The 14204-nt window shown below is 67.3% G+C and carries 15 protein-coding genes; 4 read left to right on the top strand and 11 right to left on the bottom strand.

The window, feature by feature from the left end; genetic code table 11:
• Positions 1 to 66: 66 nt before the first annotated feature.
• Positions 67 to 555, bottom strand: coding sequence for a winged helix-turn-helix transcriptional regulator (locus AC3WRR_RS09575; RefSeq protein ID WP_492292861.1), 489 nt, complete (start codon positions 553 to 555; stop codon positions 67 to 69).
• A gap of 122 nt (positions 556 to 677) precedes the next feature.
• Between AC3WRR_RS09575 and AC3WRR_RS09570 the strand changes: the two genes are divergently transcribed.
• Positions 678 to 2156 carry an efflux transporter outer membrane subunit gene (locus AC3WRR_RS09570; RefSeq protein ID WP_492296785.1) on the top strand — a complete coding sequence of 493 codons (1479 nt, stop codon included), beginning with the start codon at positions 678 to 680 and terminating at the stop codon, positions 2154 to 2156.
• A gap of 16 nt (positions 2157 to 2172) precedes the next feature.
• Here AC3WRR_RS09570 and AC3WRR_RS09565 read toward each other — a convergent pair whose 3' ends face one another.
• The 3 genes from AC3WRR_RS09565 to AC3WRR_RS09555 all read right to left on the bottom strand — a co-directional run bounded on the left by AC3WRR_RS09565 (position 2173) and on the right by AC3WRR_RS09555 (position 5075).
• Positions 2173 to 3477 carry a sensor histidine kinase gene (locus AC3WRR_RS09565; protein WP_492296783.1) on the bottom strand — a complete coding sequence of 435 codons (1305 nt, stop codon included), beginning with the start codon at positions 3475 to 3477 and terminating at the stop codon, positions 2173 to 2175.
• Entirely contained in the window at positions 3474 to 4217 is a 744-nt protein-coding gene (locus AC3WRR_RS09560; RefSeq protein WP_011617473.1) for a response regulator, read from the bottom strand. Before AC3WRR_RS09560 ends, AC3WRR_RS09565 begins: the two co-directional genes overlap by 4 nt.
• Before the next feature lie 147 nt (positions 4218 to 4364).
• Positions 4365 to 5075 carry an SDR family NAD(P)-dependent oxidoreductase gene (locus tag AC3WRR_RS09555; RefSeq protein ID WP_492296781.1) on the bottom strand — a complete coding sequence of 237 codons (711 nt, stop codon included), beginning with the start codon at positions 5073 to 5075 and terminating at the stop codon, positions 4365 to 4367.
• Positions 5076 to 5364: 289 nt separating this feature from the next.
• On the opposite strand from AC3WRR_RS09555, the gene AC3WRR_RS09550 reads away from it, so the two are divergent.
• A complete protein-coding gene (locus tag AC3WRR_RS09550) occupies positions 5365 to 6276 on the top strand; it encodes a LysR family transcriptional regulator (RefSeq protein ID WP_010810263.1) in 912 nt (303 codons plus the stop codon).
• A gap of 15 nt (positions 6277 to 6291) precedes the next feature.
• Here AC3WRR_RS09550 and AC3WRR_RS09545 read toward each other — a convergent pair whose 3' ends face one another.
• Both AC3WRR_RS09545 and AC3WRR_RS09540 read right to left on the bottom strand, forming a co-directional pair.
• Positions 6292 to 6756, bottom strand: a complete 465-nt coding sequence (locus AC3WRR_RS09545) for a RidA family protein (protein ID WP_492296779.1) — start codon at positions 6754 to 6756, stop codon at positions 6292 to 6294.
• Between the two features lie 149 nt (positions 6757 to 6905).
• Entirely contained in the window at positions 6906 to 7856 is a 951-nt protein-coding gene (locus tag AC3WRR_RS09540; RefSeq protein ID WP_010810265.1) for a GlxA family transcriptional regulator, read from the bottom strand.
• Between the two features lie 171 nt (positions 7857 to 8027).
• On the opposite strand from AC3WRR_RS09540, the gene AC3WRR_RS09535 reads away from it, so the two are divergent.
• On the top strand, positions 8028 to 8831 hold the full coding sequence (locus AC3WRR_RS09535; protein WP_010810266.1) for an SDR family NAD(P)-dependent oxidoreductase: 804 nt from the start codon (positions 8028 to 8030) through the stop codon (positions 8829 to 8831).
• Positions 8832 to 9134: 303 nt separating this feature from the next.
• Entirely contained in the window at positions 9135 to 9446 is a 312-nt protein-coding gene (locus tag AC3WRR_RS09530) for a hydroxyquinol 1,2-dioxygenase (protein WP_439671965.1), read from the top strand.
• A gap of 21 nt (positions 9447 to 9467) precedes the next feature.
• On the opposite strand, the gene AC3WRR_RS09525 is transcribed toward AC3WRR_RS09530, so the two are convergent.
• From AC3WRR_RS09525 to AC3WRR_RS09505, 5 genes are all read right to left on the bottom strand, one after another.
• The gene (locus AC3WRR_RS09525; RefSeq protein ID WP_010810268.1) at positions 9468 to 10502 is read right to left on the bottom strand and encodes a LacI family DNA-binding transcriptional regulator; all 1035 of its coding nucleotides are present in this window, start codon (positions 10500 to 10502) and stop codon (positions 9468 to 9470) included.
• Between the two features lie 92 nt (positions 10503 to 10594).
• Positions 10595 to 11578, bottom strand: coding sequence for a tripartite tricarboxylate transporter substrate binding protein (locus tag AC3WRR_RS09520; RefSeq protein WP_010810269.1), 984 nt, complete (start codon positions 11576 to 11578; stop codon positions 10595 to 10597).
• 87 nt (positions 11579 to 11665) lie between these two features.
• On the bottom strand, positions 11666 to 12769 hold the full coding sequence (locus tag AC3WRR_RS09515) for a porin (protein ID WP_010810270.1): 1104 nt from the start codon (positions 12767 to 12769) through the stop codon (positions 11666 to 11668).
• Between the two features lie 86 nt (positions 12770 to 12855).
• Positions 12856 to 13197 (bottom strand): cupin domain-containing protein, encoded by a 342-nt coding sequence (locus tag AC3WRR_RS09510; protein WP_010810271.1) that lies wholly within the window; start codon positions 13195 to 13197, stop codon positions 12856 to 12858.
• Entirely contained in the window at positions 13194 to 14171 is a 978-nt protein-coding gene (locus AC3WRR_RS09505) for a quinone oxidoreductase family protein (RefSeq protein WP_492296777.1), read from the bottom strand. The genes AC3WRR_RS09510 and AC3WRR_RS09505 overlap by 4 nt, the downstream gene beginning before the upstream one ends.
• Positions 14172 to 14204 lie beyond the last annotated feature (33 nt).

Raw genomic sequence — 14204 nt, 5'->3', positions numbered from 1 at the left:
TCAGGACTTATCCCGCCTGCGAGGCGGCATGGGTGGAGGGTTCGGTAGGGTTCGGGATAGTTCGGGTCAGGCTTCGGCCGAGCGGTCCAGCCGGCGCCGCAGGCCGTCGGTAGCCGCCGGCCCGGGGACGATGTGGAAATCGGGGTCGGTGACGGGGCGGCCGCTGGCGGCATCGACCAGTACCGGCTCGACACGCTCGCCAGTGAGTCGGTTGGCCAGCTGCACGCTTTGGCCCTCGGGCGCGAGATGCTTGTTGGCCCAGGCCAGCATGGCCAGCAGGACCGGGCGGAAGTCATGGCCGCGCTCGGTCAGGATGTACTCGGAACGGGGCGGGCGGTCGCAGTACGGGCGGCGCTCCAGCAAGCCGTCCTCGACCAGCGAGTTCAGGCGGCGGGTCAGCATGTTGGGGGCGATGCCCAGGTTCTGCTGGAACTCATCAAAGCGCGTCACGCCATAGAAGGCTTCGCGGAGGATCAGGACGCTCCAGCTGTCGGCAACGCAGGCCAGCGTGCGAGCGATGGGGCAAGGCGTCTCAGCAAGCGGCTTTCTCTGCATGAGTGGCTTCCTCCGAAATTGGGGTTGCTATCAATTTGAAAGTTAGTCTAGAGTAGTAACTATCATCATGCAAGTTAGTTTTTGGCTTGTGCTTTATTCGTCGCTGTTGAAAGGTGTCCGTCATGCCCCAAAGTCCATTCCGTCCCCCGCTCCGGCGCACCCGCGCCGGTATCGCCCGCCTCCTGCCCACCCTGCTTGCGGCCAGCGCCGCGGCCGCCCTGGTGGCCTGCGCGGCCGGCCCCGATTACCACATGCCGGCCTCGGACATGCCCGTGGCCTACCCGCACGCAGCGGCGCTGGACGCCCGCGAGGCCACGCAGCCCGCGCCGTCACTGGACAGCTGGTGGCTGGGCTTTGACGATCCCGCGCTGACGCGCGTGATCCAGCGCGCGCTGGAGCAGAACCTCGACCTGGCGGCGGCGATTGCGCGGGTCGACCAGGCCCGCGCCGCGGCCAGCCACGCCGGCGCCGAACTGCTGCCGCAGGCATCGTTGTCCGGCAGCGTGGCCAGGCAGCGCCAGTCGCTGGAAGGGCCTTTGGGCAGCCTCGGCAAGAACGCGCCGGGCTTTGAGCGCAACAAGACGGTGTACAGCGCTGGTGTGGGAGCAAGCTGGGAGATCGACGTGGCCGGCGGCCTGCGGCGCGGCGCCGAGGCCGCCAGCGCGGAGGCCCAGGCCGCGGAAGCCGAGCACATGGGCGTGCGCGTGCTGGTAGCCGCCGAAGCGGCCGATGCCTACTTCCGCGTGCGCGGCGCGCAGCAGCGCATCGCCATCGCGCAACAGCAGGTGCGGACCAATGCAAAGCTGCTCGAGCTGGTGCAGCTGCGGCTGGCCGATGGCATCGGCGCCGAGCGGGAACGCGCGCAGGCGGAAGCACAGCTGGCACAGACCCGCGTGACCATCCCGCCGCTGCAGATCGAACTGGAGACACAGCTGAACCGGCTCGATGTATTGATGGGCGCGCATCCGGGCACCTATGCCGCTGAACTCCTGACGCCGACCGAGCGCACCGCCGTGCCGCAGATCGCCGTGGCGCAAGGTCCGGCCAACCTGCTGCAACGCCGCCCGGACGTGATTGCCGCGGAGCGCCGGCTGGCGGCATCCAGTGCCCGCATCGGCGTGGCCACTGCCGAGTACTACCCGAAGCTGTCGCTGTCAGCGCTGCTCGGCTTCGAGAGCCTCTCCGCCGGCAAGCTGTTCACCGGGTCCGCCTTCCAGCCCGCCGCGATCGCGGGACTGCGCTGGCGGCTGTTCGACTTCGGCCGGGTCGATGCCGAAGTGGCGCAGGCCAAAGGCGCCAACGCCGAAGCCCTGGCCACCTACCGCAAGGCCATGCTGCGCGCCACCGAGGACGTGGAAAACGCGATCATCACGCTGACCCAGCTGGAGTTGCAGGGCAAGGAGCTGACCGTGGAAGTGGCTGCCCACGCGCGCTCGCGCGGCGCCGCCGAGGACGCCTACAAGGGCGGCGCGGTCAGCCTGTTCGAAGTGCTGGAGGAAGACCGCCTGCTGCTGGCCGCGCGCGACCAGCAGGCACGTGTGGGCGCCGACAATGCCCGCGCGGCGGTGGCAACGTTCCGTGCGCTGGGGGGTGGCTGGTAACGTAGCGGGCGGCGGCTCAACCCACCCTGAGCCGCGCCTCCAGGCCACCGCCCTCGCGATTGCGCAGCGTCAGTGAGCCGCCGATGGCCAGCGCAAGCTGGTGCGCAATCGCCAGGCCCAGGCCGGTGCCGCCGGTCTCCCGGTTGCGCGATGCCTCAAGCCGGACAAACGGCTGCAGCACGGACTCCAGCTGCTCAGCCGGGATGCCGGGCCCGCGGTCGAGCACGCTGATGGTCACCGCGCCGCCGTCCTCGCGGTGCACGCTCAGCTCCGCCGCCCCGCCGAACTTGAGGGCGTTGTCGGTCAGGTTGGTCAGGATGCGGCGCAAGGCATGCGGGCGCGTGTCGAGGGTGCCGCCGGCACGCTGCAGGATGGTGACGGCCTTGCCGGTGTCCTGGTAGTCGTAGACCAGGCTCTCGACGAACGAGCCGATGTCGATCCGCGACGGCGTCTCGCCATCGCCATGCATGGCGCGCGCGTAGGCCAGCCCCTCCTTCACCAGCGTTTCGATCTCGGTGATGTCTTGCACCAGCTTCCTCTTTTCCTCAGAGTCTTCCGTCATTTCTGCGCGCAGCTTCATCCGCGTGATCGGCGTCTGCAGGTCGTGGGAAATCGCGGCCAGAATCTGCACGCGCTCCTCGACAAAGCGGGCAATGCGTTCGCGCATGGCATTGAATGCGCGCGCGGCGCGCACCAGTTCGGTGGGCCCGGTCTCGCCCAGCGGCTGGGTGCTGGCATTCGGGTCGAGCGCGTCGGCGGCATTGGCCAGCGCCACCAGCGGGCGGATCGCCAGGCGCACGCCAAGCCAGCAGCACAGGATCAGCAGCAGCAACTGGATAAGCAGCACATAAGGCAGCCATTGCGCCACCGGCGTCGGCTTCGGATGCACGTCGATGGTCAGCGGGCTGCCATCGCTGAGGGTCAGGTGGGCCTGCATGCGCTTGCCCTGGCCGGGGATGGACTCGACCCTGACCGGGAAGCGGCCGCCGCTCGCTTCCATGATCCGGTCGGCGACTTCCGTGGCCTGCGCGGACATCTCCGGCACGCCTGGCAGCCCCGGCCCCAGGATGTATTGGTAGGCGCCGCGATTCACGTGGCGCAGCCACTGCGGGCGCTCCGCCGCGGGCAGGCGGTCGAGGATGGCGATCGAGGTGGAGACGTCGGTCTCCAGGGTGCCGAGCATGACCTTGCGCGCGGTGATGTAGCGCTCGGCAAACAGTACGCCGAACGACAGGCCATGGGCGACGATGAGGCCGGCCAGCAGGATCAGGAACAGCCGCGCGCCCATCGTACGGGGCCAGGGCAAGGCACGGAGATTCACTGGCGTGCCTCCCGGATCTCCACGGGCGTCGAGAAGACATAGCCCTCGCTGCGCACGGTCTTGATGTAGCGGGGCTCGCGCGCGTCGTCCCTGAGGTGCTGGCGCAAGCGGCTGACCAGCAGGTCGATCGAGCGCTCGAACATTTCCGCTTCGCGGCCCTGCGTGAGGCTGAGCAGCTGGTCGCGGTTGAGCACGCGCTGCGGATGGTCGACAAAGACGCGCAGCAGCCGGTATTCCGCGCCGCTCAGCGCGACGATGACGCCATCCTGGTCAATCAGGTGGCGCGCGGTGGTGTCGAGCTGCCAGTCGCCAAATGCAAGCAGCTGCCCGGCCTCGGTGATCTGCAGGTTGGGCGGAAGCATCCGGGTCCGCCGCAGCACCGCCTTGATGCGGGCCAGCAGCTCGCGTGCGGCGAAAGGCTTGGCAAGATAGTCGTCGGCGCCCATTTCCAGGCCGATGATGCGGTCGGTCTCGTCGCTGCGCGCGGTCAGCATCAGCACCGGGGTGGCCTTGTGCTTGCCCGCCCGCAGTTCACGGCACAGCACCAGGCCATCGTCGCCCGGCATCATTACATCCAGCACGATCAGGTCGACGCTGTTGACGTCCAGGAACGATCGCATGTGCCGCCCGTCAGGCACCACGGTAACGCGCAAGCCGTTCTTGGTGAGGTAGGTTGAGACCAGTTCACGGATTTCGCGGTCGTCATCCACGATCAGGATGTGGTCGGTGTGTGCTTCCATCGGCGTCACCTTGGCAGATTGATTGAAAACCGCCAGGCGCGGCGCCGGGCACCGAAAGATTAACGCAATACGGCGCGACGGGTATTCCCCCGTCGCGCCGTCGGGTAACACCCGCGGTGCGCCGGCGCGCGCCGCGGGGGTGTCCGCTCAATGCCCTGCGCTCTGGCCGCCGTCTACATGCAGGATCTCGCCCGTGACGAACGGCGCGTTGTCGAGATACAGGACCGCATCGACGATATCGCGCATCTCGCCCATATGACCCACCGGGTGCAGGGCGCCCAGCGCCTCATGGGTTTCCGGCGCATGCATCGGCGACTTGATGATGCCGGGCGCGACCGCGTTGGCGCGGATGCCGGTCCTGGCGTACTCGATGGCAAGCGACTTGGTCGCGGCGTTCAGGCCACCCTTGGTCAGCGAGGCCAGCACCGACGGCACCCCGCTGATCGCATGGTCGACCAGGCTGGTCGTGATGCTGACCACGTGGCCGCCGCGGTGCTTCTCCATTTCGGCGATGGCCAGCTGCGTGATATGGAAGAAGCCCGTCAGGTTGATGCCGGTGACGGCCGCGTAGTCCTCGTCGGTATAGCTGGTGAACGGCTTGGCGACGAAGATGCCGGCGTTGTTGACCAGGGTGTCGATGCGGCCGAACCTTGCCACGGCCTCGGCGACGACGCGGCGCGCCGTGGACGGATCGGCGATATCGCCGGCGACTGCCAGGATGTCCTGGTCGTCCGACGGCTTGATGGTGCGCGCCGTGGCGACAACGCGATGGCCGCGCTCCCGGAACGCCTTGACCAGTTCGGCGCCAATGCCTTGCGATGCGCCCGTGACGACTACGACTTTCTGTGCTGCACTCATTTTCTTGAACCTCGATGTAGATTGAATCGGCTTGTTTGCCGATCGGGCCGGCGGCTCCGATGGGTTCCAATCTAGGCAATTCGCTTCCGTATTCGAAGACCCTGGCGGCACAAACAGTCTTGCGCCACAAGCACAAATGGAGCGGGACGAATCCTCCGGCGCGCCTGGCGTGCGCAGCCTCATGGTCACTTCGGCGCAGGCCACGGCCCGGACATCGACTTCTGCCAGTGGCGCACATATGATGGATACATCGCTTGATCCGGTGCGGCCTGCGGTCGCAAGCAAAGAAATGAAACGGCAATTCGATGACCTTCAGCTTGGCAGCATCGAGCTGTTCTGCCTGGCCGCGGAGCTGGGCAGTTTTACCGCGGCGGCAGTGGCCGCGGGCGTGACACCGCCCGCAGTCAGCCGCACTGTGCAAAGGCTTGAAGAGCGCCTGGGGGTGCGGCTGTTCGTGCGGACCACGCGGCAGATCCGCCTGACCGACGAAGGCCGGGTGTATTTCGAGCAGAGCCGCGGCGCACTGGCGCAGCTGGTGGACGCGGAGCGGCAGATCAGCGGCCAGCAGGCTGCCCCCGCGGGGCGCTTGCGGATCAGCCTGCCGACCCCTTACGCGCACTATCGCGTGCTGCCGGTGCTGCCGGCATTCCGCGAGCGCTACCCCGAAGTCGAGATCGACGTGCACATCAGCAACCGCAACGTGGATTTCGCCGATGACACCTATGACCTGTCGGTGCGCGGGCGTGCGCCGGATGACTCGAACCTGATCGCGCGCAAGCTGGAAGACGCGGAGCTGGTGGTGGTGGCAACGCCTGGCTATCTGCGGCGTGCCGGCACACCGCAGTCATTGGAGGACCTGCTCAGGCATGAGTGCATCCAGTTCGAGCGCCCGAGCAGCGGCCGGCGGATCCCATGGACGTTCCGGGTCAACGGCGAGGACACGGATATCGTGACCGCCGGCTCGTATGCGGCGTCAGAAGACATCCTGGGCGGGGCCACTCTGGTGCGCGCCGGCGCGGGCCTGTTCCAGACCTACCGCTTCGTGGTGGAACAGGACCTGCGCGACGGCACGCTGGTGGAGGTGCTGAAGGACTACGGCGGCAGTACGCGCCCCTTTGTGCTGCTGTACCCGTCCGCGCGCCACGTCTCGCGCCGGGTACGGGCGTTCGTCGACTTCCTGGTCGAGAAGTTCTCGGCGTAGCGGCTCACGCCGCGCTTATTCAGGCCGGATCTGGGCAATGACCACGAGGATCACGGCCGCATTCGCCGGCTGCTGGAAGTGCGAGGAAATGGTGCGCGCGTGGCCGGCCTTCTCTGCCAGCACCTCGCCAAACAGGTCCGAGGCACCGTCGAGCACCGCCGGCTGCCCGAACCAGCCGGGCGCGCTGGAAATGTGCCCGTCGACGCGGACGATGTGGTCCAGGCGCTCGAAGCCACCCAGGTAGGCATGGATCTGCGCCAGCACGTTGAGCGCCGCCAGCTCGGCGGCACGCTTGCCCTGCCCGACATCCAGGTCCTTGCCGACCTGGCCTTGCCAGACCACCTTGCCATCCTGCAAGGGCAACTGCCCGGAAATGAACAGGAGGTCGCCGGCCTGGCTGACCGCGCTATAGCTGCCCAGGGGCTGCGGTGGCTGCGGCAGCACCAGGCCGCGCGCTGCGAGACGTTCTTGCACAGACATGCTGGCTCCAATCAGGTGAGGGTCACGCGACCAACTCTATGTGCGCGCCAGCCTGGGATAAAGGCATGGCGCGGAACAGGAATTGGTACCTGGGGTAACAAGTCGGATACCCGACTTCCTTGCATGCCCCTGTACCGGCACGGCCGCCCCTACGCGGTCTGCAGTTCGTCGCCGCGCGCCATGCGCCGGATCGCCTGCGGCGGTTGGCCGAATGCCCGCAGGAACGCACGCCGCATGCGCTCGCGGTCGCCGAAGCCGGTATCCCGCGCCACCACATCGATGGCATGGCGGCCGCCTTCCATCATCAGCCTGGCCGCCTCCACGCGCAGGTGCTCCACGGCCTTGGCGGGGGTCTGCCCGGTCTCGTCACGAAATGCGCGCGCGAACTGCCGCGGGCTCAGGTGCGCCGCATCCGCCAGTTGTTCCACCGAAAGTTCCTGTTGCAGGTTCTGCCGCGCGAAATCCAGCGCGGCACGAATGCGGTCCGAGCGCGGTTCCAGGTCCAGCAGTGCCGAGAACTGTGACTGGCCGCCGGCGCGCCGGTGATACACGACCAGCAACTTCGCCACATCGCGCGCAACCGCGGCGCCCGCGTCCTTCTCCACCAGCGCCAGCGCCAGGTCGATGCAGGCCGACATCCCGGCCGAGGTCCAGACCGGGCCATCGATGATGAAGATGCGGTCCTCTTCCACGCCGACGTTCGGAAAGCGCCGCCGCAACTGCTCCGCGTAGTACCAGTGCGTGGTGGCGCGGCGGCCGTCCAGCACCCCGGCCTCGGCCAGGTTGAAGGCACCGGTGCAGGTGGCGCCGATGCGCCGCGAAGTCCGCGCCGCACGCTGCAGGAACTTCACCAGGGCGGGCGGCGTGGGCAGCACGTCGTTGTCTCCCACCACCAGCACGGTGTCGAAGCGACGCTTGCCGAACGGCTCGGTGCCGACGGAAAAGCCACCGGAACTCAACACGGGGCCGCCATGCTCGGACAGCAGGTGGACCTTGTACAGCGGCTCTCCGAGCGAGCGGTTGGCGAACTCCAGCACCGTCGAGACCGCGAGGTTCAGCGCCTGGAAGCCGGGATAGAGGGCAAGGGCCACGTGATGCATGTCGGTCTCCCGAGGGCAGCAGGAAGGTGTCCTTCCCGGATGGCAGAAAAGGTGGCATCTATGACATTGGTGCCAACGCCATTGTGCGCCTAATCTTGGCTTCACGCAGCCGGCCGATCCAGCGCCGACCGCCACCAACATCCCCGCCCTCACTGAATCTGGAGCTTTGACATGACCACGCACAACCATTCCGGCACCGCCCTCATCACCGGTGCTTCTTCCGGCATCGGCGCCATCTATGCGGAGCGCCTGGCGCGCAGGGGCCACGACCTGATCCTGGTGGCGCGTAACCGCGCGCGGCTGGAAGCACTGGCCCGCCGGATTACCGACGATACCGGCCGCTCGGTCGAGATCGTGACCGCGGACCTTGGCCAGGCAGCCGATGTACGACGCATCGAAGAGATCCTGCGCACGGATGCAAGCATCACCACGCTGGTCAACAACGCCGGCTTCGGCGGCGCTGCACCGCTGCTGCAATCGGATGTCGACACCATGCAGGCAATGATCGAGCTCAACGTCACGGCGCTGACCCGGCTCACCTACGCCGCCGCCCCGGCGTTCGTTGCGCGCGGCGAGGGCACCATCATCAATATCGCCTCGATCGTGGCGGTCGCGCCCGAGGTCCTGAACGGTGTCTACGGCGCCACCAAGGCGTTTGTGCTGGCCTTTACCCAGTCGCTGCAACATGAGCTTGCGGGCAAGGGCGTGCGCATCCAGGCGGTCCTGCCGGGGGCCACCCGCACCGAGTTCTGGGACACCGCCGGCCAGCCGGTCGAGAACCTGCCGCAATCGATAGTCATGAGCGGCGACGACCTGGTCGACGCGGCCCTGGCAGGGCTGGACCAGGGCGAGGTGATTACCGTGCCGTCGTTGCCCGACGTGGCCGACTGGAACACGTTCGAGGCGGCACGCGCCGCGCTCGGCCCCAATCTTTCGCGTGACCAGCCCGCTACCCGGTACGGCGTTGCCCGGTAACTGACGGCTCGCGGACGCGCGCGGCCTTTACACCACCTTCCCCGGGGCGCGCGGTATCCGGCAAGCGCTCCGGCCGCCGCGCGCCTCCTCCCTGCCACCTACGCCAGCAGGCGCCTCCCATGGTCCTTTTGTACCGCTATGTATCAAGCACAGGGGACGATACGTGCCCTGACAGAAACAGGGTCTCCACGCTATAGCGCAGATACACCGGTTTCCTTTAATGCATCTCGTGGACCGACGGCATGCGTCGACAAGACGATCCCCCGGCCGCGCAGTTCAACCCAGACCTCAAGGAAACCGACCATGATTACCGATCTCACCAAGCGCATTGTTCTCGCCCTCGCCCTGGCAGCTGCCGCCGCCGGCGCCCAGGCCGCCGGTCCCGGTGCGCGCGATCCGTTCAGCGAAGGCGCACGTTCCGTGCAGGACGCACGCAACGCATTCACCGACGGCGCCCGCGCCGTGCAGGACGCACGCGACCCGTACACCGAGGGCGCGCGCAATGTCGACCCGTACGACAAGGGTGCACGCATCCTGGCCGGCTGGGACCGCACGGGTCCGTCCGCTGATCCGGCGCGCAGCTTCGATCCCTACCAGGACGGCGCCCACGCCTGATAGCAGGGCATTGACCCTCGGCTATTCCGCTGCGCGCGGCGCAGCAGTGGAACCCCGCACGATCAGCTGCGGCGTCAGTTGCACGGTGACGGCATCGGAGGCTGGCTTGTCGATCTTCCTGAGCAGGAGGCGGGCAGCCTCCTCGCCCATTTCGTGGACGGCAATGCGCACGGTGGTCAGCGGCGGCGTCAGGGCGTCGGCGAAAGGCATGTCGTTGTGGCCCACCACCGAGACATCCTCGGGGCAACGCATGCCGTGCTCGCGCAGGTAGTCGTAGCAGCCCATCGCCACCAGGTCATTGCCGGCGGCGATAGCGGTCACCTGCGGAAATGCCGCGAAGAGCTGCTCGCATGCGAGCCGGCCGGCCTCGCGCGAATAGCTGGCGGCCTCCATGACTTGCCATTCCCCGCGGCGCAGGCGGTGGCGCTTGACCGCCTGAAGAAAGCCCTCGCGACGCAGGAAGCCGGTCGACAGCGTGGCTGGCCCGGCAATATGCCCGATGCGGCGGTGGCCCAGGCCGACCAGGTGGTCGACCGTCTGCCGCATGGCCAGCAGGTTGTCGCTCACCACGCAGGACACCCGGCCCGTGTCATCGCCCCGGTTGACCGTGACCACGGGGATATGCTGCTTAAGGCAGTAGGCGAGGATCGGATCGTCCCGTTCCGCGGTGGCAAGCACCAGTCCTTCGACTTGCCGGCCGATCATCTGGTCGATGACAAAGCGCTGCCGGCTCTTGTCGGTACCGGCATTGACCACGATCGGCACGTAGCCCTGCTGCGCCAGCACGGATTCGATCCCGGCCAGGATGGGCGGAAACACCGGGTTGGAAATATCGGGCAGCACCACGCCCACCAGTCCGGAACGCTGGGTGCGCAGCCCCGCCGCGATGCGGTTGGGGCGAAAGCCGCGCGCCTCGGCAACCTCCAGGATGCGGGCCGCCACGTCCTCAGCCACCAGGTGCCGCGTGGCCGGGTTCATCACTCGCGAGATGGTCGAGTAATGCACGTCGATCTCGGCAGCCAGGTCTTTCAGGGTGAGGCGCTTGCGCTCAGGCATGACGGCAGTTGGCGGGGCGGCAGCCCGGGGAGGGTTGGAAACCACCATTCTAAGCCAGCCCCGCGCCGTCGCCGCACGCCTGCCGGGTGCCGCTACTGCCCCGCTTTCACGCCGGATTGCCTGACCACCGGCGCCAGCTTGCCGATCTCCGCCTGGATATAGGCAGCGAACTCCTGCGGCGACGAGCGCTTTGGCTCCGCGCCCTGGGCGGCCAGGCGCTCGCGCACATCCGGCGCGGCCAAGGCCTTGCCGATCTCGGCATTGAGCGCATCGACGATTTCCTTCGGGGTGCCGGCGGGCGCCAGCACGCCGAACCAGGAGTCGAACGCGTAGCCGGGGAAGCCGGACTCCGCCACCGTGGGAATCTCCGGCAGCGCGCTGGCGCGCCTGGCCGTGGTGACCGCCAGCGCCCGCAGCTTGCCCTGCCTGACGAACGGCATGGCCGATACGCTGGGCGCAAACATCATGTCGCCCCGGCCAGCCATGACGTCGGTCAGCGCTTCGCCCGTGCCCTTGTACGGGATATGGACGATGTCAATGCCGGCCTGCATCTTGAACATCTCGCCGCTCAGGTGGGTGGAGCTGCCCGAACCCGCCGAGTCGAAATTCAGCCCGCCCGGCGTCGCCTTGGCGGCGTTGACGACGTCCCGCACCGACTTGTACTTGCTGGCGGCATTGACCACCAGCACATTGGGGACCGTGGCCACCAGCGAGACCGGCGCGAAGTCCTTCACCGTGTCATACGAGAGCTTGGGATACAGCGTGGCGTTGATGGCGTGCCCGACCGAAACCAGGATCAGCGTGTAGCCATCCGGCGCCGCCTTGGCCACGCCGGTGGCACCCAGGGTGCCGCCGGCGCCGGGGCGGTTGTCCACGATCACCTGGTAAGTGCCGCCCTCGCCCATCTTGCTGCCGATGATGCGCGCCAGGATGTCGGTGGCGCTGCCGGCCGAGAACGGCACCACCAGCCGGATCGGCTTGCTGGGATATTGCGGTTGCGCGTGGGCGGCGGGTGCGGCCGCCAGCATGAGCGATGACGCCAGCGCCAGCACGGTGCCTTGGATGGATCGAATCATTCTGTGTCTCCTCACTCCAGAAGCGAGCGCGAACACCGCGCGTCGCCGATGAATGCGGCATGCCCATGCCGGGCGTGCCGCCCTGCTTCAGAAGAAGTGCCGCATGCCGAGCGCGACCGTCTGCGGGTCTGAACCCGCGCTCACGCCCAGTTCATTGATGGCAAAGTCGTAGATCGCATTGCGCTTGTTGTTGATGCGGCTGTAGTACGCATACAGCGCGGTGCGCTTGGACAGCGGATAGTCGTAGCCGACCGTGACCTGCGTGGCACCCGTTTCCGCGCCACTGCGGAAGAAGCCCACGGTCTCGGTCGCATTGCCCGCGCCATTGCTGGCAAGGCCAAAACCGACGCGCACGCTGCCCGGCCCGAGCTTCTGCACCAGCGACGCGTAGTACCCGTTGCGGGTCAGGTCGCCGGTCGCGGTGCGGTAGTGGAGCCGTTCATAGAGCAGCGCCACGGTGGTGGTGGGGAACTTGTACGAGACGCCCGCCTTCATCGCATCATCGTTGCGGCCGGCGGTCTGGTAGTGCTGGTGGACTTCATAGGCCAGCACCACGTTGAGCGGGCCGTTGTCGTAGGCCGCCGAGAACGAATACAACCCGGGATTGCGCGGTACGGTGGTCTTCTCCTCATTCACGCCCCACGCCGCAGCGCCGCTGAAGCCGGCGAACGACGGCGACTTGTAGACGATGATGTTCTTCTGCCGGCGGTCGAACGAGCTGGTGTCCTGGACGTTGTCGGAGCTGGACGTGGAGCCGTTGCCGATCAGCGCCATATAGCCGGCGGTGGTCGGATAGTACGGATCGTAGGCCGTTGTCGATTCGGTGTATGGGGTCTGCCAATGCCCCAGGAACAGCGTGCCGGCATCGCCCTGCAGCCCCACCCGCGTATTGCGCCCGGCCACCTGGCCTTGGCCGGTATCGAGCGAGAAATTGCTTTCGATCTGCCAGATGGCTTTCAGGCTGCCGCCCAGGCCTTCTTCGCCGCGCATGCCGAAGACTGAGCGGTTGTTGGTCAGGCGCCCCACGCCGCCAAGGCGGGTGCCGTCGGTCGCGGTGTTGGCATAGGAATACTCCAGTGCCGTATTGATGCGCCCGTACAGCGTCACGGCCGACTGCGCGCTGGCCTCGCCGCCACAGGCTGCGGCCATGGCCAGCATGAGCAGATGGCTGGGCTTTCTGATGGACTTCATTTGTCTCCCCTGGTTTGTCGTGGTTGTTGTGGGCGGGCCGTCTGCCCCGCTCTTTTGCAATCGTTTGCAGTCCGGCCCAAAAAACATCAGCTCTTGGGATACGGCATCGCCAGCAACAGCATCGCCGGCCGATTGCCCGGGTTGAACACCTGCCGCGCCTCACCCGGCGCCACGCGCACGGAATCGAACTGGGCCAGCGTCACGCGCTCGTCGGGCGTGGCGATGCAGACTTCGCCTTCCAGCACGACGTAGTGCTTTTCCACGGGCGCGGCATCCATCGACGTATGGCCGCCCGGCAACAGCACCGAGACCCCCATCCACAAGGCTTCGGACGGTCCCGCTTCATGCCCTTGCAGGCGCAGGCAGTGCATGCCTTCATGATTGGCCGGAAAGTAGGCCGGCGCCTGCGCGAACCGGGTCGTGTTCACGGCTTCAGCACCACGCGTTCGGTCGCGCCTTGCAGGACCGCCCGGTAGGCCTCCTTGGCGTCGGAGAGCGAATAGGTGTAGTCGGAGAAGACCGGGAACGGCCGCAGCGCACCCGAGGCGAACATCGGTGCGAGCTGGTCAAGGATGCCCGCGCAGGCGTTGCTGTCCAGCGCAAGGGTGTCGACGCCCACATAGGCGTGCTGGCCACGATAGAAGGCGAAGATGTCGAACGGCACCGGCTTCTCGATGGTCGAGATGAAGATCTGCGCCGCGCCGATCGCCATGGCCTGGTTGGCCTGTTCGAAGTAGGGGCTTCCCACCGTGTTGTAGACGATGTCCGCACCGTGTCCGTCGGTCTCTTCGCGCATCACCGCGGCAATGGATTCGCTGCTGGCATCGATCATGCGCACGTCGCCGCTGGCATGGCCGCGATAGGCTTCCGCGGTGCGCTCCACCGCAAAAACACGCGCGCCGAGCGCGGTGGCGATCTGGATCGTAGCCTGCCCCACCTTGCCATTGCCGCCACACACCAGCACGGTGCTGCCAGCCTGCGGCATGCCCGCGCGGCGCAGCCCTTCATAGGCGGTAATGAACGGCACCCCCACGGCGCCGGCTTCCAGCAGCGACACCGACGCCGGTTTGGCGCGCACGGCGCTGGCCTGGATGCGCAGATACTTGCCATGCGTGCCGTCGCGGCGGATGCCGAGCTCGCCGCCGCTGCCCCAGACCTGCTGGCCCAGCAGTTCGGAGGGACCGTCGACCACCAGGCCTGCGTAGTCGCGGCCCGGCGTGCGCGGCCAGACCGCATGCGGCATCAGGCCGAGCGTTGCCTTCACGTCGCTCGGGTTGACCCCGGCACTGGCCACTTCGATGATGACCTGACCCTGCGCCGCTTCCGGGCGCGGCACGCCGAGCAGCTCCAGCTGCAGGGCGTCGATATTGGCGGCTTTCTCGCTGACTCGAATCGTGTTCATGGTGATTCCTTCCTGAAATGTTTGGTTCGGTAT

It is taken from the genome of Cupriavidus sp. FW305-3-2-15-C-LB2, from assembly GCF_058787575.1.
The sequence above is the reverse complement of the archived record's forward strand: the minus strand, read 5'-3'. Positions and strand labels throughout refer to the sequence as shown.

Excerpts from the sequence above, each read along its gene's own strand:
- AC3WRR_RS09575 (WP_492292861.1), bottom strand. The coding sequence starts at position 555 with ATGCAGAGAAAGCCGCTTGCTGAGACGCCTTGCCCCATCGCTCGCACG.
- AC3WRR_RS09540 (WP_010810265.1), bottom strand. The coding sequence starts at position 7,856 with ATGCATCACGTGGCCCTTGCCCTCTATCCCGGCTTCCAGGCGCTGAAC.
- AC3WRR_RS09555 (WP_492296781.1), bottom strand. The coding sequence starts at position 5,075 with ATGAGTGCAGCACAGAAAGTCGTAGTCGTCACGGGCGCATCGCAAGGC.
- AC3WRR_RS09550 (WP_010810263.1), top strand. The coding sequence starts at position 5,365 with ATGAAACGGCAATTCGATGACCTTCAGCTTGGCAGCATCGAGCTGTTC.
- AC3WRR_RS09535 (WP_010810266.1), top strand. The coding sequence starts at position 8,028 with ATGACCACGCACAACCATTCCGGCACCGCCCTCATCACCGGTGCTTCT.
- AC3WRR_RS09570 (WP_492296785.1), top strand. The coding sequence starts at position 678 with ATGCCCCAAAGTCCATTCCGTCCCCCGCTCCGGCGCACCCGCGCCGGT.
- AC3WRR_RS09525 (WP_010810268.1), bottom strand. The coding sequence starts at position 10,502 with ATGCCTGAGCGCAAGCGCCTCACCCTGAAAGACCTGGCTGCCGAGATC.
- AC3WRR_RS09505 (WP_492296777.1), bottom strand. The coding sequence starts at position 14,171 with ATGAACACGATTCGAGTCAGCGAGAAAGCCGCCAATATCGACGCCCTG.
- AC3WRR_RS09520 (WP_010810269.1), bottom strand. The coding sequence starts at position 11,578 with ATGATTCGATCCATCCAAGGCACCGTGCTGGCGCTGGCGTCATCGCTC.
- AC3WRR_RS09560 (WP_011617473.1), bottom strand. The coding sequence starts at position 4,217 with ATGGAAGCACACACCGACCACATCCTGATCGTGGATGACGACCGCGAA.
- AC3WRR_RS09530 (WP_439671965.1), top strand. The coding sequence starts at position 9,135 with ATGATTACCGATCTCACCAAGCGCATTGTTCTCGCCCTCGCCCTGGCA.
- AC3WRR_RS09515 (WP_010810270.1), bottom strand. The coding sequence starts at position 12,769 with ATGAAGTCCATCAGAAAGCCCAGCCATCTGCTCATGCTGGCCATGGCC.
- AC3WRR_RS09545 (WP_492296779.1), bottom strand. The coding sequence starts at position 6,756 with ATGTCTGTGCAAGAACGTCTCGCAGCGCGCGGCCTGGTGCTGCCGCAG.